Origin of the sequence: Shimia haliotis, from assembly GCF_900114415.1 — a bacterium.
GTDB classification, from domain to species: Bacteria; Pseudomonadota; Alphaproteobacteria; order Rhodobacterales; family Rhodobacteraceae; genus Shimia; species Shimia haliotis.
The window spans coordinates 209,976-235,177 of sequence record NZ_FOSZ01000002.1; the positions used below are offsets into that span (position 1 = coordinate 209,976).

Genomic DNA, 25,202 nt, shown 5'->3' on the forward strand with positions numbered 1-25,202 from the left:
CGCAAGTGTGAGGCCCGCAAACCGCTTGAAAGCGCCTAAGCTGCCTTCACCGCGTCCATGAACGCCCTTATCAGTTTGGGGTCTTTCACGCCCGGCGCGCTTTCCACACCTGAAGACAAATCCAACTGCCGCGCGCCCGTCATGCGGATCGCCTCAGCCACGTTGTCAGGCGTCAGACCTCCGGCCAGCATCCACGGCGCGGGCCAGTATTTGCGGTTCACCAGACGCCAGTCAAAGGACAAGCCGTTGCCGCCGGGCAAGGCCGCCCCTTTGGGCGCCTTGGCGTCGACCAAAAGCTGATCCGCCACCGCGCCATAAAGGTCGATCTGTGCCACGTCGGCCTCTTCGGCGATACCAATCGCCTTCATCACCGGCAGACCATAGCGCGCGCGCACCTCGGCCACCCTCTCGGGGCTTTCCTTGCCATGAAGTTGCAGCATATCCAGCGGCACCGTGTCGACCAGCTCATCAAGGAACGCATCATCCGCGTTCACTGTCAGCGCCACCTTGGCAACGCCGACCGGCACATCCAGCGCCAGATCACGCGCCCGCTCAAGGCTCACGTTGCGTGGAGATTTCTCAAAGAAAACAAAGCCCACATAGGCAGCCCCGGCCTCTGCCGCAGCCGCCACATGCTCAGGCTCTTTCAAGCCACAGATTTTGACGCGAATATCCATGACCCGGCCCTACAGGAGCTGGCGCAAAAAACAAAGCCTCAGCTGGCTTCATCTAGCAGCGCCAGAACCTCGTCCTTGTTCTCGGCCTGTTTGCCTTTCAGCCGGCGCACTTCACGCTTGGTTTTATGAAGCTCTTTTTCAGCCTTGGATTTGTCGGCCCGATGGCGATGTTCGCGCATCCATTCCCAAGCAAATCCAATCACCAGGCCCAAAACAATGGCACCAAGGATCACAACAAACAGCGGCAGGTTGATGGCAAAATTAACCCCGATCAACTCCCCCAATGCATCTGGCAGCAGGGACACTGTCACGAGGTCACGGTTTGCCAGGCACACAGCAATAAGGATGACCCCAAGGGTCCCCAAAAACGCATAACGCAAATAGCGCATTTTACTTTCCGTTCAGTCGGTCTCGCAGCAACTTGCCCGTCTTGAAGAAGGGCACGTGTTTTTCTTCCACTTCCACCGATTCACCAGTGCGCGGATTGCGGCCCGTGCGGGCATCGCGCTGTTTGACTGAGAATGCACCAAAGCCCCGAAGCTCAACCCGATCGCCTTCGCTCATCGCGTCCGTGATCTCGTCAAAGATCGTGTTCACGATGCGCTCTACGTCGCGCTGATAGAGATGGGGGTTTTCATCGGCAATTTTCTGAATCAATTCCGAACGGATCATCGGCTATGTCTCCCTGGGGGCGTGCAAGTCTTTGCGCAAGCATCTTCTTTGACTATAGGTAGAAACCGTCAAAACGGAAACGGAAAGGCACCCGTTGCGTCCGGTTTTCCGCCCAAATAGGCAGATTTTTGCGGCCAGTTCCCGCGTATCAGGCCATTTCCTCCGGATTTCGCCCCAAAAATTTTGCGCCGCACTGCAGAGAACCCATTGATTCGCAAAGAAAAGACGCACCGCGCTTTTGGCACCATTTTTTGTGCGGCCAAGCGTGACAATAGACGCCTGATTTCTGGCTGACGCGCCACAATCAGATGATAGGCTGCCAGCATGTTATTTGATCTGCCCGACCACGACACCCTCTATCATGCATTGCTCCACCGCGATGACCGCTTTGATGGGCAGGCATTTGTATGCGTGGCCACCACCGGCGTGTTTTGCCGGCTCACCTGCCCCGCGCGCAAACCCAAGGCCCAAAACTGCACCTTTTTTGCTACCATCGGCGAATGCATCGAAGCCGGATACCGTGCGTGCAAACGCTGCCATCCGCTGCGTCCGGCAGCACAGGCCGATCCCGCAATTGCAGCGCTCCTGACAGCACTCGATGAACGCCCCGACATCCGCTGGTCCGAAAGTCACGTCACGCAGATGGGCTTTGACCTTTCCACGGTGCGGCGCAGTTTCAAGCGCCAGTTTGGCATGACCTTTCTGGAAATGGCCCGCCAACGACGCCTCAGAGAAGGCTTTGAAACACTTGCAAGCGGCGACAAAGTCATCGCGGCACAACACGACGCCGGTTTTGACAGTCCGCAGGCCTTTCGGTCCGCTTTCGCCCGCCTGCTCGGCTGCCCACCCTCAGCGCTGAAGTCCGGCGGCCTGCTACGCGCCGACTGGATCAAGACCTCCCTTGGCGACATGATCGCAGTCTCCTCAGTCACGCATCTGCACCTCTTGGAATTCACCGACCGCAAGGCGCTGCCCCGCGAACTGTCCCGCTTGCGCGATCACGCCAAAGGCGACCTGGGCTTGGGCCGGTATGCGCCCACCGACCAGATTGAAACCGAACTCAACGCCTTTCTTGACGGCAACCAGCCCACATTTGACACCCCGCTTGCAATGCACGGCACGGCCTTCACCAAAGATGTCTGGCGCGAACTTCTGAAAATCCCTGCCGGTCACACCAGAAGCTATGCATCCATAGCTGCCGAGATGGGACGCCCAACCGCGACCCGCGCTGTGGCCCGCGCCAATGGCGCCAATCAGATCGCCGTTGTGATCCCCTGCCACCGCGTCCTTGGCGCGGATGGATCGCTCACCGGCTACGGCGGTGGCCTCTGGCGCAAACAGAAACTCCTTGAAATCGAACGTCTTTACAGACCTCAAGCAGAAAGGCTTCCCGCATGACCGACACCCCCTCTTCTTTGGACAAGGCCGAAACCCTACGCGCCCTGCATATCCCGGGCACCCCCCTTGTGCTTTACAACATCTGGGACGCAGGCAGCGCCGGTGCCGTCGCCAAAGCTGGCGCCAAAGCGCTGGCCACCGGTAGCTGGTCCGTGGCCGAAGCACAGGGGTTTCGCGATGGCGAGACCCTGCCGATGGAGTTTCTTCTTTCCATCGTTGAACGCATCGTCGCCACCAACGACCTGCCCCTGTCTGTGGATTTCGAAGGCGGCTATGCAATTGCCCCTGATGACGTCACGCTGAACGTCGAGCGCCTTATTTCCGCGGGCGCTGTGGGTCTCAATTTCGAAGACCGCGTCGTCAAAGGCAAAGGTCTGCACGCGGTTGATGCACAAGCAGCCCGCGTTGCCGCTGTACGGGCCGCCGGAAACCACACAGGCATACCAATCGTCATCAATGCGCGCACCGACCTGTTCCTGCAATCCAAACCCGAAGATCATGCCAGCCACATCGCCGAAGCACTGGAACGCGCCCACGCCTACGCCGAAGCAGGGGGCGACAGTTTCTTTGTGCCAGGCCTGTCTGACCCAGACCTTATCCAAAAAGTCTGCGCCCAAAGCCCCTTGCCTGTGAACGTGATGCTGCGCGATGTGACCGCGCAGGTTGCCCCGTTGGCCGCTTTGGGCGTCGGCCGTATCAGCTTTGGCCCGACACCCTATGCGGTTGCCATGAACGCCATCACCGAACAGGCGAAGGCGTTTTACTGAACCGTTGGGAAACAGCCGGCGGCGCGTTTCCGCGCGGAAGTACCGAATGCGCCGCTCCGGATGGTTGCCTGTCCTTGTCTCTGTTAGGTTCGCCCCATGATCCGTGACTTCACCCCCGCCGACACCGACGCCGTTGTCGCGATCTACACCGACGCCAGCCTGAAAGCGCACGCTTTCTTGGGGCGCGAGCGCATCGCGCAGTTCGCCCAGATGGTGCGCGACATCTATATCCCCATGGCCGACACCCGCGTTTTTGGACAGAACGGGGTGGTCCTTGGCTTCATCTCAGTTTTGGAAGGCCGAGAAGTTGGTGGGTTCTTTGTGGCCCCTAACCAGATGGGCAAAGGCATCGGCCAAGCCCTGATGCGCGATGCGGTGACGCGTTTTGGCACGTTGGAACTCAGCGTGTTTGAGGACAACCCCATCGGGCGGCGGTTTTATGAGAAGTTTGGCTTCAAGGAATTCGCACGCCAGGTCACGCCGGAAATTGGCGAACCGGAAATCCGGTTAAGATACACGGCCGACTGATCCCGAAAAAACACGGGCATGCCCGTAGATTGTGCTGGGAATAAGAAAGCGGACCTTCGTCGCAAGCTGAAGTAGGGTCGGTTGTGCGGGGCGAACGGGACGTTTGCTGCGCTTGGCCGAATGTCTGGTTTATACCAGATTTACCCAAAGCATCTTTGGGTTTCAGCTGTGGAATCCAAAGAAGTCACTTAGCGAGTGACAAACGGGCTCCGTTATTTTCCCAATAGGCTTTCTTTTGGCCGTGACCTCTTATCTGGGCTGTCGGATGCATAGTGCAGAAATAGGATATGCCGCCGGACTTGGCCACGTGTACGCCATCTGTTTTGTCAAAACACACACCCACGATGTCTTGCCAATGCGACAGATACTGTTTGCTGTAAAACACAACGTTGCGGGGCTGGTGTTCCTCGATCGCGCTTATGAGTTTAGCTTTGCGAATTGGGAGCATTGCCGCACTATAGCTAGACCGATCGAGAAGAATTGGGTCGTTTGAAAATTGGTTGTAGTGTTATACGTTTACATTGGGCGAAGGTAGTGGCAATAATTCGAGCCCGCAGGTCTTAGAGTCACTACGCAACCACCGCTCACACTGCATCATCTTGGAAGCAGAAATGTCGAATGGTTTACCCTCGGAGATCAGCTGCGCCCGAATTAGCCAATCCCATGTTTTTTGTGCAGCACGTACCGGTGGCGTAAACAAGTGACCCTTTCCGATCGCGTGATGATACTCTGCGCAATCCTCAAGGGCACGTCTTCCACGCTTGTCCCAAGTTCCTATGCGCATTTGGACATCTTCAAGGCTATTGCCGCCGCCTTCTTCCATTCCAATGAACCAAGTGTCGGCAGACAGATCGCCATAACCCAAGAATGAATTCATAAAATCGCTAAGCAGTTCTTGGTTTAGCATATTTCCCGCTGTGGATTTTTTGACGCATTCAACCAACTATTCTGGTGGAATAATTCCACGTTGTCTTTTTTTGTTGATAGCAGACATTCGGACACTTTGAAGCATTTGGTACTTTGGGCTCAAAGCGGTCCACTGCTGCGACCGGCCAAATATCCCCATAGAAATTATCAAAGCCAACACAAAACACTGCCGCCCAAAAGAGAAACCCCGCCGTTTCCGGCGGGGTTTCTTTTTGCTTCAAAAGAAGAAGGTCGACTTATTCGTCGCCGGTCTTCAGTGCGGCGCCGAGGATATCGCCCAGCGATGCACCGGAGTCCGAGGAACCATACTGTTCCACGGCTTCTTTCTCTTCTGCGATCTCGCGTGCTTTGATCGACAGGCCAAGACGACGGGTCTTGCTGTCAACGTTGGTCACGCGCACGTCGATCTTGTCGCTGACGGAGAAACGCTCGGGGCGCTGCTCTGCGCGATCACGCGACAGGTCGGAGCGGCGGATGAAGGACTTCATGCCTTCGTATTCCACTTCGATCCCGCCATCCTCGATGGCTGTCACGTTCACAGTGATGATCGAGCCGCGCTTCACGCCACCAACCGCTTCTGCGAACTTGTCGCCACCCAGTGCTTTGATCGAGAGCGAGATGCGCTCTTTGTCAACGTCCACTTCGGAGACAACGGCCTGAACCACGTCGTTCTTGTGGTAGTTCTGGATCGCATCTTCGCCGCGCTCGTCCCAAGACAGGTCGGAGAGGTGAACCATGCCGTCGATCTCGCCAGGCAAGCCGATGAACAGACCGAATTCGGTGATGTTCTTGACTTCGCCTTCGACTTCGGTGCCCTCGGGGTGTGTTTCTGCAAACACTTCCCACGGGTTGCGCATGGTCTGCTTGAGACCAAGGGAAACGCGGCGCTTGGCGCCGTCGATTTCCAGCACCATGACGTCCACTTCCTGAGAGGTGGAAACGATCTTGCCGGGGTGTACGTTCTTTTTGGTCCAAGACATTTCGGACACGTGAACCAGACCTTCAACACCGGGCTCGAGCTCAACAAATGCACCGTAATCGGTGATGTTGGTCACGCGGCCTTTGTGCACAGACTCCAGCGGATACTTCGCAGCAACCAGATCCCATGGATCTTCTTGCAGCTGCTTCATGCCGAGGCTGATGCGGTGGGTCTCTTTGTTGATCTTGATGACCTGAACCTTAACGGTTTCGCCGATCGTCAGGATCTCAGAGGGGTGGTTCACACGGCGCCATGCCATGTCTGTGACGTGCAGCAGGCCGTCAACGCCGCCGAGGTCAACAAACGCACCGTATTCGGTGATGTTCTTGACCACACCGTCGACCGCTTGGCCTTCGGACAGGTTGCCGATGACTTCTGCGCGCTGTTCGGCGCGGGACTCTTCGAGGATCGCACGACGCGAAACCACGATGTTGCCACGACGACGATCCATTTTCAGGATCTGGAAAGGCTGCTTCAGACCCATCAGAGGGCCAGCGTCGCGCACGGGGCGCACGTCAACTTGCGAGCCGGGCAGGAAGGCCACAGCGCCGCCGAGGTCGACAGTGAAGCCGCCTTTGACGCGACCGAAGATCGCGCCTTCGACGCGTGCATCGTCTGCGTATGCTTTTTCCAGGCGGTCCCATGCTTCTTCACGGCGGGCCATCTCACGAGAAATAACCGCTTCGCCGCGGGCATTTTCAGCCGCGCGCAGGTACACTTCCACTTCGTCGCCAACAGCGATCTCGGGAGCTTCACCAGGATTTGCGAATTCTTTTACGTCAACGCGGCCTTCCATTTTGTAGCCGACGTCGATGATGGCTTGGCCCGCTTCAACTGCGATGACCGTACCTTTGACAACAGAACCCTCTTCGGGTGTGTCCATTTCGAAGCTTTCTTGCAGGAGGGCTTCGAATTCCTCCATAGTTGTATCAGCCATGTGGCGTCATTTCCTTTTCAAACGTTTTATCTGGCCGCACGGTTGTCTCCGTCGGTCTTGGTTGCCATTGGTCTGCGGCGCGCCATCATCGAGAAAAACACAAAAAACAAAGAAGGGCCGGCATGTGCGCGACCCTGCTCGTCTCGATGTGTCTGGCATTTGCGCCTTATAGACAGGCCGCCATATAGCGTTGTTTTGTGAGGGTCGCAAGAGGATTCGGGCTGTTGAAACTTGCTGCCAAACTCAATGCGATCTCTCGGCATGAGGCGACCTGCCAATCTGCTCTGGCAGCGCAAAATCCCGACTGGCGCGGCGGCCGCCTTGCACCCCCGCGCCCCTGCCCGCCAAATTCCACCTTTTCTACCCACAATCACGCGGGACAAATCGGCTCCGCTCATGCAATATCGGCGACATTGAACCCAAAGACCGTTTTCGCCCATTTGGAGCCTCCCAATGCGTTTTCTTCTTTCTCTTTTCGTTTCGTTTCTTGTGACCACAACCGCCAGTATGAGTTTCGCCGACCCGCTTCCCTCGTGGAACGCAGGTGATACCAAATCCGCCATCATCAGCTTCGTCGAAAGCGTCACGGATCCCGCGTCAGACAGCTACGTCACACCCGCCGACCGCATTGCCGTTTTTGACAACGACGGCACACTCTGGGCGGAACAGCCGATCTATTTCCAGATTGCCTTTGCCGTCGATCAGGCCAAGAAAATGGACCCTGCCGACCTCACCTCTGACGCGCTCAAGGCCGCCGCCGCTGGGGATGTAGAAGGCATGCTCGCCACAGGAAAATCCGGCCTGCTGGAAATTCTCGCGGCCTCCCACACCGGCATGAGTGTCACCGACTTCAAAGCCAGCGTCGAAGCTTGGCTCAAAGAGGCCCGCCATCCCGACACCGGTCGCCCTTATGACCAGATGATCTATCAGCCCATGCTGGAACTGTTGCGCTATTTGCGCGACGAAGGCTTTGCCACCTATATCGTATCCGGCGGTGGCATCGACTTTATCCGCGTTCTTTCCCCCGACGCCTATGGCATCCCGCCAAAACAGGTGGTCGGCTCCTCGCTGGTCAGCGAATACATCGTCGCAGAAGGCGCTCCGATGCTGATGAAATCACCCGAGCTGTTCTTTAATGATGACAAAGCCGGCAAACCCGTCGCCATCAACCACCATATCGGGCAACGCCCCATCTTTGCCGGAGGAAACTCAGACGGCGATTTTGAAATGCTGGAATGGACCACATCCGGCGACGGTCCCGCTTTTGCGCTCTATGTGCACCACACGGATGCCGATCGCGAATACGCTTACGATCGCGAAGGCCACATCGGCGTTTTGAACCGTGGCCTTGATGAAGGCCCCGAACGCGGTTGGGTTTTCGCCGATATGGCCAAGGACTGGGCGGTGATATTTCCGGCTCAAGCCCAATAACGCACGGCAATTACCCCAAATACGTGAGCGGGACTAAGGCCCGCTCACACCACCCCTTCCGGCACGACCGCGTTCTGACTCCACTGTTTGGGCGACTGGCCATAGGCGCGCTTGAACTCGCGGCTGAACTGTGACGCGCTCAAGTATCCCACATCCATAGCGGCCGTGCTCACCGGCGCGCCTTGGGCGATCTTCATCGCCGCAGAATTCAGGCGCATCGACTTCACAAACTGAATTGGGGACATGGTGGTGGCCTGTTTGAACTTGCGGTGAAACACCGCGCGGCTCATGCCCACCTCTGACGCCAAGGTGTCAATCGTGACGGTTTCGTCCAACCTTGTGGACAGAAACGCAATGCTGCGCGCGATTTCGTTGCCAACCCCAAAGGCCCGCCGCGCACTCTCGCCTGCTTCCCCCTTGAGCACCGCAAAATACAATTCCCGCAGCCGCCCTGCTCCCAACATGGCGGCATCGGCTGGCGAGTCTGTCAATTGCACCAACCGCAACAAGGCGTCTGAAAATCCGACATCCCACCGCGCCAATGCCACCCCTTGTGGCACCGCTCCACCCTTGGACGTGCGCACCCCATGAGGCGCGTTCTCCATCTCGATTGCAAGTTCGGTCATCACGCGGGTATCAAGCGAAACCGACACGCCCAGCAACGGTGTCTCTGGCGACGCCTCCGGTGTGCCGGCCTCTGCTGGCATCGACATAGAACAACACATGTAACGCTCGCTGTCATAGACGTGGCGCGCGCCATCCAGCACCGCCTCTTTGGCGCCGCTGACAATCGCCACCACCGAAGGCTCATAGACCGCCGGAACGCAGGGCATCGCCGAGGTCACGCGAAACAATTGCACGCCGTTTATGGCCGTCTCCACCAGCCCGTCCTCTTGCAGACGACGGTCAAGGATCTCTCGGATCTGATCTTTGCTCATGGGTTGTATTTAATTGCCGGTTGTGGCGCAGTCCAACCCCGTCGATACAAATGGGCAAAAATGCGCGATGAAACAGCATCAAATCAGCCCAAAACGATCTGTATTTACTCAAAAAAGTGCGTACCGGCACTGTGCTAACCGTTCTTTGCCTCACTCAGACGTCAAAAACGCCGCCGCCGCCGCCAGCGCTTGATCTGCCTCCGGCGTCACTGAGCTATACATCTGATAGCAATGCATCAAACCGTCACTTTCCCGCAATGTCACCGGCACCGATTGCTCCTGCAATGCCGCCACCATTCGGGTGGAATGATCATAAAGCCGCTCTGTCTTGTCGACCTGAAACAACATTTTGGGCCCGCCGGAAAAAGTGCCAAACAGCGGCGACACCTCCGGATTGTGCGGATCCGCGTCGCCGACATAGGCCGCATTGCCACGCAGCACAAAACGTCTTGGCAATAGCGCGTCCTTAGCGGCGTTAGCCTCAAAGGACGGCGACCGCCCCGTCAAATCCGTCACCGGAGAAAACACCGCGACCGCGGAAGGCGCAGCCTTCTCCTTGGCCAAAACACGATGGGTCAACGCCAAGGCCAAACAGCCCCCCGCACTGTCGCCCGCCACCGACACCTGCGCCGCACCATAGGCCTCTTGCAAAAACCGCAAAGCCGCCTCGGCGTCGTTCAGAGCCGCCGGAAAAGGATGCTCAGGCGCCTTGCGGTAATCAAGGAAATAAACCGCACAACCAGCGGCATGGGCCAGCCCGGACAACAGGGCCTTGTAGTCCCGCAAACCACCGATCATGAATGCGCCACCATGTAGATACAGCACCGCCTTGCCCGACTTCCGCCCGTTCGGCGCCACGCGGATCATCCCCGCCTGTCCCGCCACCGGTTCAAAGCTCACGTCCCTGCGTACCTTATGCATAGTCATCGCATTCACCGCCGCAACAGACCGAAGAACCGCAGGCCATGGCAAAGCTGCCAACAAGGGTTTCTGCATCAGACGCGCATGAAGATTGACCAAACGCTGTTTTCTGGAAATTTGGGTCAAAAGAAAAATTTCGTGCTTGAGGGGAAGCAAAATCCAAGGCCATGCTCGAGGCCGCGCCTTTACCCTAGTCAATTAATTCCGCAACGAAAGCACAGCCTCGCATAGGTTGCGCAAGGTCATGCATTTGGGTGCAGAACCATCGCGGACCGGTCCTTTTTTAACATCGCCGACTCAACCGCCCCAAGTCGGGCAAGCGCGGCCTGCGGCGTCGTCGCACCGCCCGCTTTCAACCATATCTTCTTTGCCGAAGCTGGGCTCCAAGGCAAAGCAGCCCCGCGCAACCAGCACCGCAGATCTGCGGGCAAGGCGTCGTAAGACCTCATCGTATCCCCTGGACGAGACCGGCGGCGAAGGCTGCTTTGGAGATTTTTGGACATGGCAGGGTATTGCATCGTGTTGGATGGAGTTTATGCAATGTTATTACATTGCAATAAATCCTAAGACAACCCCGCAAACCAAATCAGCGGCGCCCGATCCGGACGCCGCTGCTGCTCAAATCTCTGAACCGGAGTTACCCGATTTTTTTGATCATCTCGTCTTTTGCCTTACGCACTTTCGGCATCGGCAGCAGCCAATCCGCGCCTTCCTGACGATAGCCCAGCGGCAAAAGCGTAACCGATTTCAAGCCCAGTTCTTTCAGGCCCATGATCTCGTCCACAGCGTTGGCGTCAAACCCTTCCATCGGGCAGCTGTCTACGCCCAACTCAGCCGCTGCCAGCATGGCAAAGCCCAGCGCAATATAGGCCTGACGGGCGGCGTGGTCATGGTTCACGGTCTCCTCGCGCGGCAAATACACCGACTTGAGGTTCTCATAGTACTGACCCAACATCGGGTTTTCGCCGCGCAACTCTTCCATATGAGCGCGCACCGCGTCGATACGCTCCGCCGAGTAGTTGTCCCAAGCGGCAAAAACCAACAAGTGCGATCCTTCGGTGATCTGGCTCTGGTCCCAACCCACTTTCCGGATTTTTTCGCGCATGTCGTCGTTGGTCACGACAAACACCTCAAACGGCTGCGTGCCACTGGACGTCGGGGCCATACGGATGGCCTCCAGAATGGCCTCCACATTTTCCTCGGAAACCGACTTCGCCGGGTCCATTTTCTTTGTGGCATAGCGCCAGTCCATCAGCTCTTTCAATGTGCTCATTGTCATCTTTCCCTGCACCCCGCCCGCGCTCACCATGAGCGCCCTAAAGGGGTGGTATATTTCTGTAACCGGAGATATATGAAGAACTGGAAAACGCCGCAAGAAGTCACATTGCGTACACCCGGTCACAAAAAGGGAACCACCATGCCCAAGGACACAGCCAAAGGCGGAAACTGCCCGGATTGCAGCCGCATCAACGAGGTTATCAGCCGCGTTGGCGACCGCTGGTCAGTGCTGATCGTGATCTCTCTTGCCCGTTATGAGACTTTGCGTTTTAACGAACTCAAACGCCACCTCGGCATATCACAGCGCATGCTCTCTTTGACCCTGCGTGAGTTGGAGCGCGACGGGTTGGTACATAGGGAATACTACCCAACCATCCCGCCCAAAGTGGAATATTCCCTTACCGACCTCGGCCAATCCTTCCGAGAGCCTGTGGAAACCCTTGGCCTGTGGGCGCTCAACAACCTGCCCAATATCGACGCCGCGCGCGAAACGTATGACTTGGAAAATCCCACCAAGGCCAGCGCCTGATCAAGACTCAGACCACGAAGATCAGCAACAACATCATAGCCGCCAACCCAAGTCCGGCGAAAAAGTCGTCATCGCCACCTTCGTCCGCGCCTGTCACGTCAACATCACCGTCGCCGTCTTCGTCTTCCGGCGGCAAATCATCAGGGCGCAAGATCGCATCGATCACATGCGCCACGCCGTTGCTGGCCTCCAGATCAGTCTGCACAATTGTCGGATCGGTGGCGTTTGGGTCCTGATCCACCAAGGTTGCGCCATCGACGCCGATTTCGCCGCCCTGAAGCGTGTCTAAAACCTCTGATCCAAGCACAACTTCGCTGCCCTGCTCACCTGGGCTTACGTGATAGGTCAGGATATCGCTGACAACCGAAAGCGGGTCTTCAGGGTTCAAAACCGTTGCGGCATCCACAATCGTCTGAAACGCCCCAGCTTCATCCTCGCCCTCATAACCGAGATCCTGCGCGAACGCTATGAACGCACTGTCTGGCGGCACAAAAACAGTCAACTCTGCGTCCGGATCATCCACAGCCTCATCCAACCCAGTGACCTGCAAGGCGGTAAGCAACATGTCGAAATCGTCGGGATTTTCGTCGAAACTGCCGCCGCTTTCCTCAAGCAATCCCAGCAACGTCGGATCACCGCTTTCGGCCGGTGTGTCCAGCGGCAGCAAAACCTGATCCACAACCTGTACTGTGCCTGCGCCGACGTCTACATCTGCGGCGACAACATCCGCGTTTTGAAAATCCGGATCGCCGTCCACAACCGTGCCAGCAGTGACCTCAAACACCGCCCCGTCCAGCAAAGTGTCGACCTGTCCGTCGGCATTGAATCCGCTCAGGTCACCCTCTTCCGGCGTCACGTGATAAAGCAGAATGTCGGTCAAAAGCGGGATCGGATTGTCGTCCTCTGCCAACTCCGTCAGCGCTGCCGCGATTGCGCCGAAGACCGCGCTTGCATCCTCCGGATCGCCGTCAAACCCAAGATTTTGCGCCAGACTGGCAAAGGCGGCATCTGTCGGCGCAAAGAGCGTGAAGTTCTCCAGACCTCCCACTGTGCCGCTCAGGCTGGCCGCATCAAGCGCCAGCCCCAGCACCTCAAAGTCGCCCGCCGTCGACAGGGTGCCGGAGCCGGTCTGGATCATAGGCGCGATCGTCGGAAACAGCGTTTGCAAAGACATGTCGTTCTCCCCCGAGTGTTTGCTTCACTACGGAGGACAGCTTTGCAGGGGTCACAATACCGCAGGCACATCACGCAAATGTGACACACCTTTAAGCTGAACGGCAGTGCAGATCAGCCGCGCGCGGCTTCGATCGCCGAAACAGCCGCTGCAATCGCGTCATCGATAGACAATGCGGAGGTATCAATCACAGTGGCATCCTTAGCCGCCACCATCGGTGCCTCTGCCCGATCCCGATCCCGCGCGTCACGCTCCTTCACATCCGCCAAAACGGTCTCGAAACGGGTCTCAAGCCCTTTATCAACCAGTTCCTTGAACCGGCGCTCCGCGCGCACTTCGGCGCTTGCAGTGACAAAAAGTTTCGCCTCGGCATTCGGACAAATCACCGTGCCAATATCGCGCCCGTCCAACACCGCCCCACCGGCACGCCGCGCAAACGCGCGCTGAAAATCTTCCAACGCCGCACGCACTTCGGCAATCACCGCCACACGGCTTGCGGCCTGCGCAACCTCTGGCGACCGCAAGTTGTCGGCCTCCAGATCTTCGGCGACCAAAGCCTGCGCCGCCGCAATGGCATCAGTCCCATCCAGCGTCTTGGCTCCAACCGCGCGATAGAGCAGACCGGTGTCCAGATGCGCAAAACCGAAATGCGCAGCCACCGCCTTGGAAATTGTCCCTTTGCCCGCCGCTGCTGGCCCGTCAATCGCGATGGTAAAGCTCATGGCTCAGTCCCGCACCACATCCGCGCCCAGACCACCCATCAGCGGCTCAAAGATCGGGAAGGACGTGGCAATCGGGCTGCCGTCATCCACACTCACTGGCTTTTGCGCGGCCATGCCCATGACCATAAAGCTCATGGCGATGCGGTGATCCAAGTGGCTGGCACAGGTCGCGCCGCCCGGCACGTTGCCGTGACCCAGCCCTTTGACGATCCACCAATCCTCGCCCTCGTCAACTTCGACGCCATTCAGGCGCAGACCAGTGGCCATCGCATCAATACGGTCGCTTTCCTTTACACGCAGCTCCTTGACGCCGCGCATCACGGTCTCACCTTCAGCGAAAGAGGCCACTACCGACAAAACGGGGTATTCATCAATCATGCTCGCCGCACGCGCAGGGTCCACTTCGATGCCCATAAGGTTCGGCGAGAACTTCGCCCGCAGGTCTGCCACCGGCTCCCCGCCCTCTTCGCGCTCGTTCTCATAGGTCAGGTCCGCGCCCATTTCCCGCAGCGTGGTGAACAGGCCCGCCCGCGTCGGGTTCAAACCGATGTTGGGCACCAACACATCCGAGCCCGGCGTGATCACCGCCGCACAAACCGGAAAGGCCGCCGAACTAGGATCACGCGGCACCGCAATCACCTGCGGCTTCAGCTCCGGCTGGCCGGTCAGCGTGATCACACGCCCCTCTCCGGTTTCTTCCACGGAAATCTCCGCGCCAAAGCCCGCCAACATGCGCTCGGTGTGGTCCCGCGTCGCTTCTTTCTCGATCACCACGGTTTTGCCCGGCGCATTCAGGCCCGCCAGCAACACCGCCGACTTCACCTGCGCCGAGGGCATCGGCACCTCATAACGCACCGGCACCGGATCTTTGGCCCCCACGATGGTCATCGGCAAACGCCCACCTGCGCGGCCCACAGATTGCGCCCCGAAAAGCGCAATCGGGTCTGTCACCCGCGCCATCGGCCGGCCATTCAGGCTCGCGTCACCCGTGAAGGTCACAGTGATATCGCAGGTCGCCATCGCGCCCATGATCAAGCGCACGCCAGTGCCCGAGTTGCCGCAATCAATCACATTGTCCGGCTCACCAAAGCCGCCAACGCCCACACCATGCACCGACCAATTGCCGCCGCCGTGGTTGATGACCTCAGCGCCAAACGCCGCCATCGCTTTACCGGTGTCCAAGACATCTTCCCCTTCCAGCAGGCCGGAGATTTTGGTTTCCCCCACAGCCATCGCGCCAAGGATCAGACTGCGGTGACTGATCGACTTGTCGCCAGGCACATTGGCCTCGCCCTTGAGAGGCCCGCACGGGCGGGAAGTCATCGGAATAGGAGTGCCGTGGCCGGACATAATACGCGTATCCTTCTTGCTCTTGGATACGCTGTTAGCGCAACAGGTGCCGTCCGTAAATGCGCCCGCTCTTCCTTTTGCCAAAAATACCTCGGGGTGAGGCCGCAGGCCGAGGGGCTGGCCCCTCACACCTTCCTGAATGTCAGATAATGCGGCGTGCGCCCCTCGCGGAACGCCTTCTGCTCATAGCGTGTGGAAATCCAATCCCCCCACGGCTCGCGCCAGTCATCGGGCTTCTCCGCCAGCCACTCAAAGCCGTGCTTGGGCACCTGCTCCAAGGTCTGGCGAACGTAATCGGGAATGTCCGTCGCCACGCGGAAGATCGCACCGGGCTTCAGCTTGCGCGCCAAAGGCTCCAGATGCTCAGGGGTCACAAACCGGCGGCGATGGTGGCGCTTTTTGGGCCACGGGTCCGGGTACAGCAAAAACGCGCGGCTCAGGCTTTGATCCGGCAGCACGTCAAACATGTCGCGCGCATCGCCGGGATGCACACGGATGTTGTCAGCCCCCGCCTTGCGGATTTTGCCCAACAACATCGCTACGCCGTTGATGTAAGGTTCACAGCCGATGATGCCCACATCGGGGTTCTGCACCGCCTGATGCACCATGTGCTCGCCGCCGCCAAAGCCAATCTCAAGCCATACATCACGCCCGCCAAACAACGCCTCTAGATCGATGTGCTCGCGTTCAGGATTGTCTTCCCATGTCACCTTCCCGGGGCTCAGCCTGGCCAAGTCCTCATCCAGATAGGCCTCTTGCGAGGATCGTAACCCCTTGCCCTTGAACCGGCCATAAAAGTTGCGCCATGGGGCGCCGGATGGGTGGGTGTCGCTGGGCTTGTCAGACATGGGTTCTCTCGCTTGGATCGCCCGTGCCTTTGCCGCACGGGACGCTCAAGGTCAAGATGGCGTGCTGTTTCACTCCCGAAAGCGGCGTTTCAGGATGAACATGCCTGGAATGGTAACAATATACATTGTGATGCCATAAAGCGCTGCAGGCACCGCAAACTCCGGAATGCCCGAGGCCTGCGCCACCATGCCGGCCACCGTGATGCCCAGCGTGGCGTTCTGCACACCCATCTCCACCGAGATACACAACCCGTCCGGCCCCGATAGCCCCAAAGCGCGGGCCACATACACTCCAAGAACCAGCAAAATCGCATTCAACAGCATCAAAACCGGCCCCAGCGTCCAGATGTTCGCCATGAACAAATCCCAGTTCGTCGCCAATGCGGCGGCCACAATCACCAGAAACAGCACCAGAGCCACAGCCGACACAATTTTCTCGATCTTATCCGCCACGCCGCTTGCCACCCAGCGAGTCAGCAGGCCGATGATCACCGGCACGGCAGTGATGGCAAACATCGACATCCCGATGCCCAAAACATTGACCTCTGGCGCGGCCTCACCAAGGAACGTTGCCCCCGCCCACGCCACCAGGATCGGCACCGTCACCACCGACAAAAGGCTCACCACAGCCGTCAACGTGATCGACAGGGCCACCGTACCCCCAGCCAGTTTGGTCAGGATGTTCGACGTCACCCCACCGGGGCAAAACGATAGGATCATCACCCCAAAGGCCATGGCTGGCGGCAAATTGAAGATAAACAGCAGCAGATAGGCCACCAAAGGCACCGCCACGATCTGCATCACCACCCCCGTGAGAACCGCCTTGGGCATGGTCAAAACCCTGCCGAAATCGGCAAAAGTCAGGCCGAAGCCCAGTGAAAACATGATGAAAGCCAGTGAGAGCGGCAGCGCCACGTCGATCAACATTGATAGTCCTCCCTATTCGCGAGGCGAGATTTGCACAAAAAGGGTGTGAAACCAAAGTTTTCGTTGGGGAAAGCCCGCGAGGGTATGTCTGCCACTCGCCACAACTGGCTGAAGGCTCGCCAAACAAAAAGCCCGCCGCAACGCGACGGGCTTTCCAATGTCACAAAACCAGCGACCTCAAAGCGCCGATTTCAGGTCCTCAACCAGATCGGTGCGCTCCCAGCTAAAGCCGCCATCGGCCTCAGGGGCACGGCCAAAGTGGCCGTAGGCCGCGGTGCGTTGATAGATCGGCCTGTTCAGTTGCAGCTTCTCGCGAATGCCACGCGGCGTCAGGCTCATGACCTGACGGATCGCGTTTTCGATCTTCGCAGGCTCAACCTCACCGGTGCCGTGGTTGTCACAGTAGATGGACAGCGGCTCGGACACGCCAATCGCATAGCTAAGCTGAATGGTGCAGCGTTCGGCCAGACCAGCCGCCACAACGTTCTTCGCGAGATAACGCGCCGCATAAGCTGCAGAGCGGTCCACTTTCGTCGGGTCTTTGCCTGAGAACGCGCCACCGCCGTGCGGGGCAGCACCACCATAGGTGTCCACGATGATCTTACGGCCCGTCAGGCCGGCGTCGCCATCCGGACCACCGATCACAAATTTGCCGGTCGGGTTCACGTGCCACGCGGTTGCGTCGCTGATCCAGCCCTGAGGCAGGGTTTCGCGGATATAGGGTTCCACCACCGCGCGCACATCCGCGCTGCTCATGGTCTCATCCAGGTGCTGCGTTGACAAAACGATCGAGCTGACGCCCACCGGTGTGCCGTTTTCATAAACCACAGACAGCTGCGATTTCGCATCCGGCCCCAATGTCGGCTCTGCACCGGACTTACGCACTTCAGCCAGACGTCGCAGGATTGCGTGGGAATACTGGATCGGTGCCGGCATCAGCGCGTCGGTTTCCGTCGTGGCATAGCCGAACATGATGCCCTGATCACCGGCGCCTTCGTCTTTGTCGCCCGATGCGTCAACGCCTTGCGCGATATGCGCAGACTGTTCGTGCAACAGGTTGGTGATTTCCACAGTCTCGTGGTGGAACTTGTCCTGCTCGTAGCCAATGTCTTTGATACAGGCGCGCGCGATCTCGTCGATCCGCCCCATGTATTCATGTAGCTTGTCCTGATCGGACAGGCCGACCTCACCGCCGATCACCACGCGATTGGTGGTGGCGAATGTCTCGCAGGCCACCCGGGCCTCAGGCTCTTCCGCCAAAAACGCGTCCAGAACTGCGTCCGAAATGCGGTCACAAACCTTGTCGGGATGCCCTTCCGAAACGCTCTCGGAGGTGAAAATATAATTGTTTCTTGCCATGGGGGGGTGCTCCAGTGAAAATTGATCGCCACGTCAGGAAGCCGTTGTGACAACATATGAGAACTAGCCCTTACGTGGGGTTTACCGATTGGTCAATGCGTTTTGCGGCGTCGAACGATCACACCAGCGGCGATGAGCACAGCCAGCAACACCCCGACAGGCAGATCTCCGGTCCGTGCATAGACCGTTTCGTCGGACAGGCGCGGCAAAGCCACATCCAAAGCGCCCGCCTCGTTCAACGCCAAAGCCGCAAGCACGCGGCCCTGCGCATCAATCACCGCCGACACACCTGTATTGGCAGACCGCAGCACCGGCACACCGGTCTCGATTGCCCGCATCCGCGCCTGTGCAAGATGTTGGTAGGGACCGGAGAAGTTGCCAAACCATGCATCATTGGTCATGTGCAAAATGACGCGCGGCCGCGCCTCTGGACCTCGCATGTCCTGCGGAAAAACCGCCTCGTAACAAATCAACGGAAGCGCCTGCCCCAGCGCCCCAAGGTCAATCAATTTCGGCCCCTGACCGGCGGAATATCCACCGCCATGCTGGCTCGCCAAGCCGCGCAGACCGAACCGACCCAGAAAATCACCGAAGGGGATGTATTCGCCAAACGGCACCAGATGGTGTTTGTCATATAGATCAGACACCTCTCCCGCCGGATCAATCACAGCCACAGTGTTGTAAATCCGTGGCCCGTCATAGCGGTTCAAACCCAGCACCACCGGCGCACCGCCGGCCATCTCTGCCGCAGCTTCAAGCGCCCCGCCAGCGGTCTCCAATACCCACGGCACCGATGTCTCCGGCCAAACCACCAGATCCGGCTGAGGCGCATCGGCCCCGCCTGCGGTCAACGCCAGCGCCCGCTCAAAATGCTGCAAAACATAGTCCGGATGCCATTTCAGATGCTGCGGCGCATTGGGTTGCACCAAACGCACCAAAGGCGCATCCGCCGGCACCTCTCCGGCCTGCGGCACAGGGATCCACAAGCCAAGCATCACCGCCCCCGCCACACCCCAGATCCAGCGCCACCGCGCCACGGCACCTAGCGCCAGACCGGCAGCCAAAAGGAACAGACACAGATTCAACCCATGCGGCCCAACATAGGCCGCAGCCTGCCCCGCCACCTGCCCAACCAGCACATAAGAGGGCATCGCCCAGGGAAAGCCGGTAAAAAGATAGGCCCTCAGCAGCTCCGTTGCGCTCAGCGCAACCGCCAGCGCAACCGCGCCGGCCCAGCCACCGCGACGCAGCCAACCCGCCACCCCGAAAGCCGCCGCCCAAAAAATCGCTCCGCCCGCCGCCATGAACACCAGCGCAAACGGCGCCATCCAGCCATGACGTGCAATGTCCACAAGGAAGGGTTCGACAATCCAGTGCAACGCAACGGCAAAATAGCCAAAGCCGAACCAGAAACCCGTCTTGGCCATATCCCGAACACGCTCTGCGCGCAGCGCAAAGCCAAAGACCGCGACAAAAGCGGCTACCGTCAGATACCACTGATCAAATGGCGGATGCCCGAGCGCGCCTAATCCGCCCAGCAGCACACACAACACCCCATGCATCCAGCCACCGGCCCGCCAGCGCTGCACCACAGCGCTGTCAGCCATTGGCGGCGTCCGCCGGCAACAAAACCCTCAGGCGTTTGATACGGCGGGGATCTGCATCCACCACCTCAAAACTCATCCCGTCCGGCAGTTCCACCACCTCACCGCGCGCGGGAACATGGCCACACAAAACAAAGACCAACCCTCCCAGAGTATCGATCTCCTCGCGGTCGATGTCCGCATAGTGTGTCAAAGATCGCCCGATCGCGGCCTCAAAATCTTCCAAAGGCGTTTTGCTCAGCGCCAGATAGCTGCCCGGTCGCTCCTGAACCCAGAAATCCACCTCTTCGGCGTCATGCTCGTCTTCAATCTCGCCAATCACCTGTTCGATCAGGTCTTCGATTGTTGCCAGACCATCCACGCCGCCGTACTCATCGATCACCAACGCCATATGCCGCCGTTCCGACTGCATCTTTGCCAACAGAACACCGATCGCCATAGACGGCGGCACAAACAGCAACGGCCGCAACATCTGGTCGATTTCCAACGACCCCGCATCGCCGTTGAATCCGTGGCGCAGGGCGAAATCCTTTAAGTGAACAAACCCGATCGGCGTATCCAGCGTGCCGTCATACACCGGCAAACGCGTCAGCCCGCTATCACGGAAAACCTGCAACAGTTCCGCCTCGCTGATCGTATTGGGCACGGCGACAATGTCGGCCTTGGGCACAGCAACGTCTTCGACCCGCATGCGACGCAGGTTGATCATTCCGTGGGATTGGGGTGTCGGTGTCACATCCGCCCGCACACCATTGCTGGTTGCCGGCATCTCTGCGGATTTGGAAAACAGACGTGCTATCCAGCCGCCCTTTTTCTCTTTTTGACCTTCCGGCCGCGCGCTCAGCGCCGCGTTAGAAGACCCGTCTATGGTGTCGCCCATTGGTCCTTTCCGTTGGGGATTTGTCCCCGTTCAACTTTCATATGGGTCCGAAAACCCCATTTTGCCAAGTATGGCTGTTTCCAGCCCTTCCATCAAAGTGGCATCTTTGTCACGGATATGGTCATAGCCGAGAAGATGTAAAACCCCGTGAACAACCAAATGTGTGACATGTTCGGCCATCGGCTTTCCCGCCGCTTCCGCTTCCCGTTCGCAGGTTTCAAAGGCAATGGCAATGTCGCCCAACTCCGTGTCCGGCCCCTGCGGTGGATGTGGCGTGTCACCATCCGCCTCCGCACCGCGCTCTTCACTCGGCCAGCTCAAAACATTCGTCGGTGTCGGCTTGTCGCGAAATTCGGTATTGAGTTCGGCAATGCGGGAATCATCACAAGCCAGCACAGCGATTTCCCAATCGTCCGCATCAAGTGCCAGATGCGTCAAAGCCGCCTGCGCCGCAGTCTCTGCCAGTGTTGCGAAATCCAACGCCGCCCAGCGGTCGTCTTCAATAAGTGTATCGGTCAGCATACAACGCCTGCAGTCAGGCCTGACAAAGAGCCATAGTGCAGACCCGTCACGCCTTTTTCTCTTTCTTCTCTTTGTCCGCCAAAGCGCGCATCGCGTCTGCGTCATAGGCCTTGATGATCGCTGCCACCAACGGGTGACGCACAACGTCATCGGCGGTGAAATAGTTGAAGCTAATGTTCTTGATGCCCGACAGCAAACGCTCCGCATCCTTCAGGCCCGACGGCACCCCGCGCGGCAAATCGATCTGGCTGCGGTCACCGGTGATCACCATCCGCGACCCCTCGCCCAGTCGCGTCAGGAACATCTTCATCTGCATCGTCGTCGCGTTCTGCGCCTCATCCAACACCACAAACGCATTTGCCAAGGTCCGCCCGCGCATGAATGCCAAGGGCGCGATCTCGATCTTCTTTTCTTCAATCAGCTTGCCCAACTGTTTCGCGGGCAGAAAATCATTCAACGCGTCGTAAAGCGGCTGCATATAGGGATCGACCTTGTCCTTCATGTCACCGGGGAGATAGCCAAGCTTCTCGCCCGCCTCCACCGCAGGCCGCGACAGGATGATCCGGTCCACCTGCCCAGAGATGAACATGCTGACACCTACAGCCACAGCGAGATACGTTTTGCCCGTGCCCGCAGGCCCGATGCCAAACGCCAACTCGTTGTTAAACAACGACATAACATAGGCTTTCTGGGCGTCAGTACGGGGCTCAACCAGCTTTTTGCGCGTCTTGATCTCGACCGCACCGCCTTTGAACATCTCCATCTGATCGCCGTCCCGCACGCCGGTGCCCTCTTCCGAGCCCCCCATGCGAATCTCGCGATCAATGTCGCCGCCTTCGACGGACTTGCCGCTCTCCAGCCGATCATAGAGGGATTGTAGCACCTCCACGGTCTCGGCTCGCGCGGCATCTTCGCCAAAAACAGCCAGATGGTTGCCTCGGCGCAGGATCTGCACACCCATTTTCTGTTCTATATCCGCGAGGTTGCGGTCAAACTCTCCGCAAAGCTCGATCAAAAGGCGGTTGTCCGGAAACTCGACCGAAGTCTCTTTGGCTGTTTCGGATGCTGGCGGCGGGGTCATCGCACCTGTGGGCAATCAGATCTCCTGGGAACAAGATGTTGTATCTATGATCGTGCCAACTTGCCCGCCAAGGTGCAAGCGCTGGCCAATGAAATTTGTTTGAATGGCGCAATTTTCCGCCCGTCCAACGAAAAAGGCCGCCCCCGAAGGCGCGGCCCAAAACCTTAATGCGATCCAGATCAGATCTGGTCTTTAAACGCGGACCCGCTCTTGAACGGTCCGGTCGCCACACCCGGAGGCGCCGCATTGGAACAGACCGGCTTGCCATAAGGGTCAAGACGTTGGGACAGATAACCCTCAACACCGTCATCAATAATCCAATGGTCACAGCCGTTCGGATCCACCCAGATACCGGCTTTCAACTGGCTCAGGTGTTTGCTGTCAAACCCGCGGTCAACGGTCTTGTCGACTTTGTTGTCGGTACACGCCGACACGCCCACGGCCAATGACAAAAGGAGAGCGCCTTTGATCAATTTCATTCTCTCTCTCCTTAGCGCAAACAAATGATTTCGACGCGACGGTTCTGCGCCATGCCGGATGCAGAGCGGTTCGACGCCCGCGGCATCCGCTCGCCATAGCCACGCACATCCACGATGCGCGCCCCTGCCTGCTGGCCCACTTTGGCCACCGCGTTGGCACGGTTATAGCTCAGACGCATGTTGTATTCGTCGCTCGCACGGCTGTCTGTGTGTCCGGCGATAATAAACGCCGAAGCGGTCGCGTTCTGAAAGAACTGCGCCAGACTCTGCCGGTTGGCCGAATTGATATAATATTTGTCGGTCGCAAAGAACTGATCAGAGTTCATGACTCCGCAGACATTGCCACGTCGGCAAACGGGAATGCCCTGACGGTTCACGTGGGGCGTCATAAAGCCCTCAACGCCGTCATCCATAACCCAATGTTCACAACCGTCCGGATCAACCCAAACCGTCGGAACATATTCCTGACCCAAAACCGTACGCTGCGTCTGAGCAGCGGCGGGTTGAGCAACGGCCACAAGCGCCACACAGGCAGCAGCAAGACCAGCACATGCCGCACGGACCGTTTTTTTGATTTTCTCCGCCAAAACGCCTTCCTCTCACTATCCCCCAAGGCCGCGACACGATGAAATCACGCAGCATCGCGTCCAACCAATGGACAGGAGATTACCGGAAATCGTAATTTTTCCAAGGACTAATGCCCCGCAGGTAGGGCCAGCCCTCAAAAAAATGGCAAATTTGTGGCTCAACTTTGCCTCAAAATGACGGTCGCCTGACCAATCCCAGCAAGTCGAGAAAACTGTTTCCAGACTGCGATCAATCGCCCGACAGCACGCCACCCAACGAATTTGGACCGCTTTCCACGATTCTCACCTTGGCAATGTCGCCGACTTTGGCGCCGGACTCGGCCACGTGAACCGCGTGCAAATATTCAGATTTGCCAACCATTTGGCCTTCAAACCGCCCCGCGCGCTCGAACATCACGCTGACCTCGCGGCCCACCATGCTGTCCTGGATCTCACGTTGCTGTTTGGTGATCAGCGCTTGCAACCGGTAAAGCCGGTCACTGGCTTCGGCGTCATCCACCAACGGCCGCTCCGCCGCCGGTGTGCCCGGACGGGTCGAGTATTTGAAACTAAAGGCCTGTCCGTATTTGACCTCTTCGATCAGGTCCATCGTGTCCTGAAAATCCTGCTCGGTTTCTTCAGGAAAACCGACAATGAAATCCCCGGACAACAGTATGTCCGGACGCGCCGCGCGGATGCGTTCTATCAACTTGAGATAGCTGTCACGATCATGGCTGCGGTTCATGCGCTTGAGGATTTTGTTGGATCCTGACTGCACCGGCAAATGCAGGTATGGCATGAGTTTTTCGCAGGTCCCATGCGCCTCGATCAGGTCATCCATCATGTCGTTGGGATGGCTTGTGGTGAACCGGATACGCTCCAGCCCGTCGATCTTGTCGAGTTGCCAAATCAGGCCGGCCAACGTCATGTCTCCGTCGCCGTAAGCCCCGTGATAGGCGTTCACATTTTGCCCCAGCAGCGTGATTTCCCGCACCCCGCGCTCAACCAGATCGCGCGCTTCCGCCAGCACCCGATCCACCGGACGGCTAACTTCGGCCCCACGGGTGTAGGGCACCACGCAGAAGGCGCAGAACTTGTCGCAGCCTTCCTGCACCGTGAGGAACGCTGCCGGTGCCCGCTTGGCTTTTGGGCGGCTCTTCAGCCGCTCAAATTTGTCTTCTTCTGGAAAATCCGTGTCCAGCGCCTTCACGCCTTCTTGTGTCTTGGCTTCCATCTCCGGCAAGCGGTGGTACGCCTGCGGGCCGACAACCAGATCCACCAGCGGCTGACGGCGCATGATTTCTTCACCCTCGGCCTGAGCCACACAGCCTGCCACGCCAATTTTCAGGTCCGGTTTCTCTGCCTTCAATCCCTTGAAACGACCCAGTTCGGAATAAACTTTCTCCGCAGCTTTTTCCCGAATGTGGCAGGTATTGAGCAGGATCATATCCGCATCATCAGGGGTCTCGGTGGTTTCATAGCCCGCCCCGCCCATGGCCTCTGCCATGCGTTCACTGTCATAAACATTCATCTGACAGCCATAGGTCTTGATAAAGAGCTTCTTCTTCTCAGAGGTCTTTTCAGTGACAGAGTCGGTCATCACGGGCTTCCTGCTGCGGTTTCAAGGCGCCTCCCTACATCAAAAGCGGTGCGGCTTGCAATGCACGGCATTTTAACCGATTTTGGCCACAGCAGGCGCAAAAGACGC

The 25,202-nt window shown here is 58.2% G+C and carries 27 protein-coding genes and 1 riboswitch; of the genes, 5 read left to right on the plus strand and 22 right to left on the minus strand.

Annotated elements, in window-relative coordinates:
* Window positions 1-35 precede the first annotated feature (35 nt).
* Genes BM069_RS06415 through ihfB form a run of 3 tightly spaced genes read right to left on the minus strand, consistent with a single transcriptional unit; the run spans window position 36 to window position 1,349 of the window.
* Complete coding sequence (locus BM069_RS06415; RefSeq protein ID WP_093321909.1) at window positions 36-677, minus strand: phosphoribosylanthranilate isomerase; 642 nt, start codon at window positions 675-677, stop codon at window positions 36-38.
* A gap of 38 nt (window positions 678-715) precedes the next feature.
* Window positions 716-1,066, minus strand: coding sequence for a lipopolysaccharide assembly protein LapA domain-containing protein (locus tag BM069_RS06420; protein WP_093321912.1), 351 nt, complete (start codon window positions 1,064-1,066; stop codon window positions 716-718).
* Between the two features lies 1 nt (window position 1,067).
* A complete protein-coding gene (gene ihfB, locus BM069_RS06425) occupies window positions 1,068-1,349 on the minus strand; it encodes an integration host factor subunit beta (RefSeq protein WP_093321915.1) in 282 nt (93 codons plus the stop codon).
* Window positions 1,350-1,673: 324 nt separating this feature from the next.
* Between ihfB and BM069_RS06435 the strand changes: the two genes are divergently transcribed.
* The 3 genes from BM069_RS06435 (at window position 1,674) to BM069_RS06445 (ending at window position 4,042) form a co-directional block, all read left to right on the plus strand.
* Window positions 1,674-2,747, plus strand: a complete 1,074-nt coding sequence (locus BM069_RS06435; RefSeq protein ID WP_093321921.1) for a bifunctional transcriptional activator/DNA repair enzyme AdaA — start codon at window positions 1,674-1,676, stop codon at window positions 2,745-2,747.
* Window positions 2,744-3,514 carry an isocitrate lyase/PEP mutase family protein gene (locus BM069_RS06440; protein ID WP_093321924.1) on the plus strand — a complete coding sequence of 257 codons (771 nt, stop codon included), beginning with the start codon at window positions 2,744-2,746 and terminating at the stop codon, window positions 3,512-3,514. The genes BM069_RS06435 and BM069_RS06440 overlap by 4 nt, the downstream gene beginning before the upstream one ends.
* Before the next feature lie 96 nt (window positions 3,515-3,610).
* Window positions 3,611-4,042 (plus strand): GNAT family N-acetyltransferase, encoded by a 432-nt coding sequence (locus BM069_RS06445; protein WP_093321926.1) that lies wholly within the window; start codon window positions 3,611-3,613, stop codon window positions 4,040-4,042.
* Window positions 4,043-4,550: 508 nt separating this feature from the next.
* Here the strand turns inward: BM069_RS06445 and BM069_RS06455 are convergent.
* Together BM069_RS06455 and rpsA are read right to left on the minus strand one after the other, a co-directional pair.
* Window positions 4,551-4,949: a hypothetical protein gene (locus BM069_RS06455; RefSeq protein ID WP_093321932.1), complete on the minus strand. Its 399-nt coding sequence runs from the start codon at window positions 4,947-4,949 to the stop codon at window positions 4,551-4,553.
* Between the two features lie 256 nt (window positions 4,950-5,205).
* Entirely contained in the window at window positions 5,206-6,885 is a 1,680-nt protein-coding gene (gene rpsA / locus BM069_RS06460; RefSeq protein ID WP_093321934.1) for a 30S ribosomal protein S1, read from the minus strand.
* A gap of 453 nt (window positions 6,886-7,338) precedes the next feature.
* Here rpsA and BM069_RS06470 point away from each other — a divergent pair, with 453 nt between their 5' ends.
* Complete coding sequence (locus BM069_RS06470) at window positions 7,339-8,316, plus strand: HAD family hydrolase (RefSeq protein ID WP_093321939.1); 978 nt, start codon at window positions 7,339-7,341, stop codon at window positions 8,314-8,316.
* Window positions 8,317-8,360: 44 nt separating this feature from the next.
* Here the strand turns inward: BM069_RS06470 and BM069_RS06475 are convergent, their stop codons facing one another.
* The 4 genes from BM069_RS06475 to BM069_RS06490 form a co-directional block, all read right to left on the minus strand.
* Window positions 8,361-9,254, minus strand: coding sequence for an AraC family transcriptional regulator (locus BM069_RS06475; protein WP_093321942.1), 894 nt, complete (start codon window positions 9,252-9,254; stop codon window positions 8,361-8,363).
* A 150-nt stretch (window positions 9,255-9,404) separates the two neighbouring features.
* A complete protein-coding gene (locus tag BM069_RS06480) occupies window positions 9,405-10,250 on the minus strand; it encodes an alpha/beta hydrolase (protein ID WP_139216160.1) in 846 nt (281 codons plus the stop codon).
* A gap of 167 nt (window positions 10,251-10,417) precedes the next feature.
* Window positions 10,418-10,693 carry a DUF6525 family protein gene (locus tag BM069_RS20015; RefSeq protein ID WP_342028840.1) on the minus strand — a complete coding sequence of 92 codons (276 nt, stop codon included), beginning with the start codon at window positions 10,691-10,693 and terminating at the stop codon, window positions 10,418-10,420.
* A 119-nt stretch (window positions 10,694-10,812) separates the two neighbouring features.
* Window positions 10,813-11,454: a nitroreductase family protein gene (locus tag BM069_RS06490; protein ID WP_093322796.1), complete on the minus strand. Its 642-nt coding sequence runs from the start codon at window positions 11,452-11,454 to the stop codon at window positions 10,813-10,815.
* Between the two features lie 138 nt (window positions 11,455-11,592).
* On the opposite strand from BM069_RS06490, the gene BM069_RS06495 reads away from it, so the two are divergent.
* Window positions 11,593-11,982 (plus strand): winged helix-turn-helix transcriptional regulator, encoded by a 390-nt coding sequence (locus BM069_RS06495; RefSeq protein WP_093322798.1) that lies wholly within the window; start codon window positions 11,593-11,595, stop codon window positions 11,980-11,982.
* A gap of 7 nt (window positions 11,983-11,989) precedes the next feature.
* Here the strand turns inward: BM069_RS06495 and BM069_RS06500 are convergent, their stop codons facing one another.
* From BM069_RS06500 to miaB, 13 genes are all read right to left on the minus strand, one after another.
* The gene (locus BM069_RS06500; RefSeq protein WP_093321947.1) at window positions 11,990-13,156 is read right to left on the minus strand and encodes a fasciclin domain-containing protein; all 1,167 of its coding nucleotides are present in this window, start codon (window positions 13,154-13,156) and stop codon (window positions 11,990-11,992) included.
* A gap of 113 nt (window positions 13,157-13,269) precedes the next feature.
* Window positions 13,270-13,878, minus strand: a complete 609-nt coding sequence (locus BM069_RS06505; RefSeq protein ID WP_093321949.1) for a (d)CMP kinase — start codon at window positions 13,876-13,878, stop codon at window positions 13,270-13,272.
* Between the two features lie 3 nt (window positions 13,879-13,881).
* Window positions 13,882-15,228 (minus strand): 3-phosphoshikimate 1-carboxyvinyltransferase, encoded by a 1,347-nt coding sequence (aroA, locus tag BM069_RS06510; protein WP_093321952.1) that lies wholly within the window; start codon window positions 15,226-15,228, stop codon window positions 13,882-13,884.
* A gap of 125 nt (window positions 15,229-15,353) precedes the next feature.
* On the minus strand, window positions 15,354-16,076 hold the full coding sequence (gene trmB, locus BM069_RS06515) for a tRNA (guanosine(46)-N7)-methyltransferase TrmB (RefSeq protein ID WP_093321955.1): 723 nt from the start codon (window positions 16,074-16,076) through the stop codon (window positions 15,354-15,356).
* A 69-nt stretch (window positions 16,077-16,145) separates the two neighbouring features.
* On the minus strand, window positions 16,146-17,003 hold the full coding sequence (locus BM069_RS06520) for a bile acid:sodium symporter family protein (protein WP_093321957.1): 858 nt from the start codon (window positions 17,001-17,003) through the stop codon (window positions 16,146-16,148).
* Window positions 17,004-17,180: 177 nt separating this feature from the next.
* Complete coding sequence (metK, locus tag BM069_RS06525) at window positions 17,181-18,362, minus strand: methionine adenosyltransferase (RefSeq protein ID WP_093321960.1); 1,182 nt, start codon at window positions 18,360-18,362, stop codon at window positions 17,181-17,183.
* 7 nt (window positions 18,363-18,369) lie between these two features.
* Window positions 18,370-18,418: riboswitch (SAM-SAH riboswitch) on the minus strand.
* A gap of 36 nt (window positions 18,419-18,454) precedes the next feature.
* Complete coding sequence (lnt, locus tag BM069_RS06530) at window positions 18,455-19,969, minus strand: apolipoprotein N-acyltransferase (protein WP_093321963.1); 1,515 nt, start codon at window positions 19,967-19,969, stop codon at window positions 18,455-18,457.
* Window positions 19,962-20,846, minus strand: a complete 885-nt coding sequence (locus tag BM069_RS06535) for a hemolysin family protein (RefSeq protein ID WP_093321965.1) — start codon at window positions 20,844-20,846, stop codon at window positions 19,962-19,964. Before BM069_RS06535 ends, lnt begins: the two co-directional genes overlap by 8 nt.
* 30 nt (window positions 20,847-20,876) lie before the next feature.
* Window positions 20,877-21,368 carry an rRNA maturation RNase YbeY gene (ybeY, locus tag BM069_RS06540; protein WP_093321968.1) on the minus strand — a complete coding sequence of 164 codons (492 nt, stop codon included), beginning with the start codon at window positions 21,366-21,368 and terminating at the stop codon, window positions 20,877-20,879.
* Between the two features lie 46 nt (window positions 21,369-21,414).
* Entirely contained in the window at window positions 21,415-22,449 is a 1,035-nt protein-coding gene (locus tag BM069_RS06545; protein ID WP_093321970.1) for a PhoH family protein, read from the minus strand.
* A gap of 179 nt (window positions 22,450-22,628) precedes the next feature.
* A complete protein-coding gene (locus BM069_RS06550) occupies window positions 22,629-22,928 on the minus strand; it encodes a hypothetical protein (protein WP_093321973.1) in 300 nt (99 codons plus the stop codon).
* An 11-nt stretch (window positions 22,929-22,939) separates the two neighbouring features.
* Entirely contained in the window at window positions 22,940-23,515 is a 576-nt protein-coding gene (locus BM069_RS06555) for an OmpA family protein (RefSeq protein ID WP_425288666.1), read from the minus strand.
* A gap of 229 nt (window positions 23,516-23,744) precedes the next feature.
* Entirely contained in the window at window positions 23,745-25,094 is a 1,350-nt protein-coding gene (gene miaB / locus BM069_RS06560) for a tRNA (N6-isopentenyl adenosine(37)-C2)-methylthiotransferase MiaB (RefSeq protein WP_093321976.1), read from the minus strand.
* Window positions 25,095-25,202 lie beyond the last annotated feature (108 nt).

Excerpts from the sequence above, each read along its gene's own strand:
- BM069_RS06415 (WP_093321909.1), bottom strand. The coding sequence starts at position 677 with ATGGATATTCGCGTCAAAATCTGTGGCTTGAAAGAGCCTGAGCATGTG.
- BM069_RS06420 (WP_093321912.1), bottom strand. The coding sequence starts at position 1,066 with ATGCGCTATTTGCGTTATGCGTTTTTGGGGACCCTTGGGGTCATCCTT.
- ihfB (WP_093321915.1), bottom strand. The coding sequence starts at position 1,349 with ATGATCCGTTCGGAATTGATTCAGAAAATTGCCGATGAAAACCCCCAT.
- BM069_RS06435 (WP_093321921.1), top strand. The coding sequence starts at position 1,674 with ATGTTATTTGATCTGCCCGACCACGACACCCTCTATCATGCATTGCTC.
- BM069_RS06440 (WP_093321924.1), top strand. The coding sequence starts at position 2,744 with ATGACCGACACCCCCTCTTCTTTGGACAAGGCCGAAACCCTACGCGCC.
- BM069_RS06445 (WP_093321926.1), top strand. The coding sequence starts at position 3,611 with ATGATCCGTGACTTCACCCCCGCCGACACCGACGCCGTTGTCGCGATC.
- BM069_RS06455 (WP_093321932.1), bottom strand. The coding sequence starts at position 4,949 with ATGCTAAACCAAGAACTGCTTAGCGATTTTATGAATTCATTCTTGGGT.
- rpsA (WP_093321934.1), bottom strand. The coding sequence starts at position 6,885 with ATGGCTGATACAACTATGGAGGAATTCGAAGCCCTCCTGCAAGAAAGC.
- BM069_RS06470 (WP_093321939.1), top strand. The coding sequence starts at position 7,339 with ATGCGTTTTCTTCTTTCTCTTTTCGTTTCGTTTCTTGTGACCACAACC.
- BM069_RS06475 (WP_093321942.1), bottom strand. The coding sequence starts at position 9,254 with ATGAGCAAAGATCAGATCCGAGAGATCCTTGACCGTCGTCTGCAAGAG.
- BM069_RS06480 (WP_139216160.1), bottom strand. The coding sequence starts at position 10,250 with ATGCAGAAACCCTTGTTGGCAGCTTTGCCATGGCCTGCGGTTCTTCGG.
- BM069_RS20015 (WP_342028840.1), bottom strand. The coding sequence starts at position 10,693 with ATGCAATACCCTGCCATGTCCAAAAATCTCCAAAGCAGCCTTCGCCGC.
- BM069_RS06490 (WP_093322796.1), bottom strand. The coding sequence starts at position 11,454 with ATGACAATGAGCACATTGAAAGAGCTGATGGACTGGCGCTATGCCACA.
- BM069_RS06495 (WP_093322798.1), top strand. The coding sequence starts at position 11,593 with ATGCCCAAGGACACAGCCAAAGGCGGAAACTGCCCGGATTGCAGCCGC.
- BM069_RS06500 (WP_093321947.1), bottom strand. The coding sequence starts at position 13,156 with ATGTCTTTGCAAACGCTGTTTCCGACGATCGCGCCTATGATCCAGACC.
- BM069_RS06505 (WP_093321949.1), bottom strand. The coding sequence starts at position 13,878 with ATGAGCTTTACCATCGCGATTGACGGGCCAGCAGCGGCGGGCAAAGGG.
- aroA (WP_093321952.1), bottom strand. The coding sequence starts at position 15,228 with ATGTCCGGCCACGGCACTCCTATTCCGATGACTTCCCGCCCGTGCGGG.
- trmB (WP_093321955.1), bottom strand. The coding sequence starts at position 16,076 with ATGTCTGACAAGCCCAGCGACACCCACCCATCCGGCGCCCCATGGCGC.
- BM069_RS06520 (WP_093321957.1), bottom strand. The coding sequence starts at position 17,003 with ATGTTGATCGACGTGGCGCTGCCGCTCTCACTGGCTTTCATCATGTTT.
- metK (WP_093321960.1), bottom strand. The coding sequence starts at position 18,362 with ATGGCAAGAAACAATTATATTTTCACCTCCGAGAGCGTTTCGGAAGGG.
- lnt (WP_093321963.1), bottom strand. The coding sequence starts at position 19,969 with ATGGCTGACAGCGCTGTGGTGCAGCGCTGGCGGGCCGGTGGCTGGATG.
- BM069_RS06535 (WP_093321965.1), bottom strand. The coding sequence starts at position 20,846 with ATGGGCGACACCATAGACGGGTCTTCTAACGCGGCGCTGAGCGCGCGG.
- ybeY (WP_093321968.1), bottom strand. The coding sequence starts at position 21,368 with ATGCTGACCGATACACTTATTGAAGACGACCGCTGGGCGGCGTTGGAT.
- BM069_RS06545 (WP_093321970.1), bottom strand. The coding sequence starts at position 22,449 with ATGACCCCGCCGCCAGCATCCGAAACAGCCAAAGAGACTTCGGTCGAG.
- BM069_RS06550 (WP_093321973.1), bottom strand. The coding sequence starts at position 22,928 with ATGAAATTGATCAAAGGCGCTCTCCTTTTGTCATTGGCCGTGGGCGTG.
- miaB (WP_093321976.1), bottom strand. The coding sequence starts at position 25,094 with ATGACCGACTCTGTCACTGAAAAGACCTCTGAGAAGAAGAAGCTCTTT.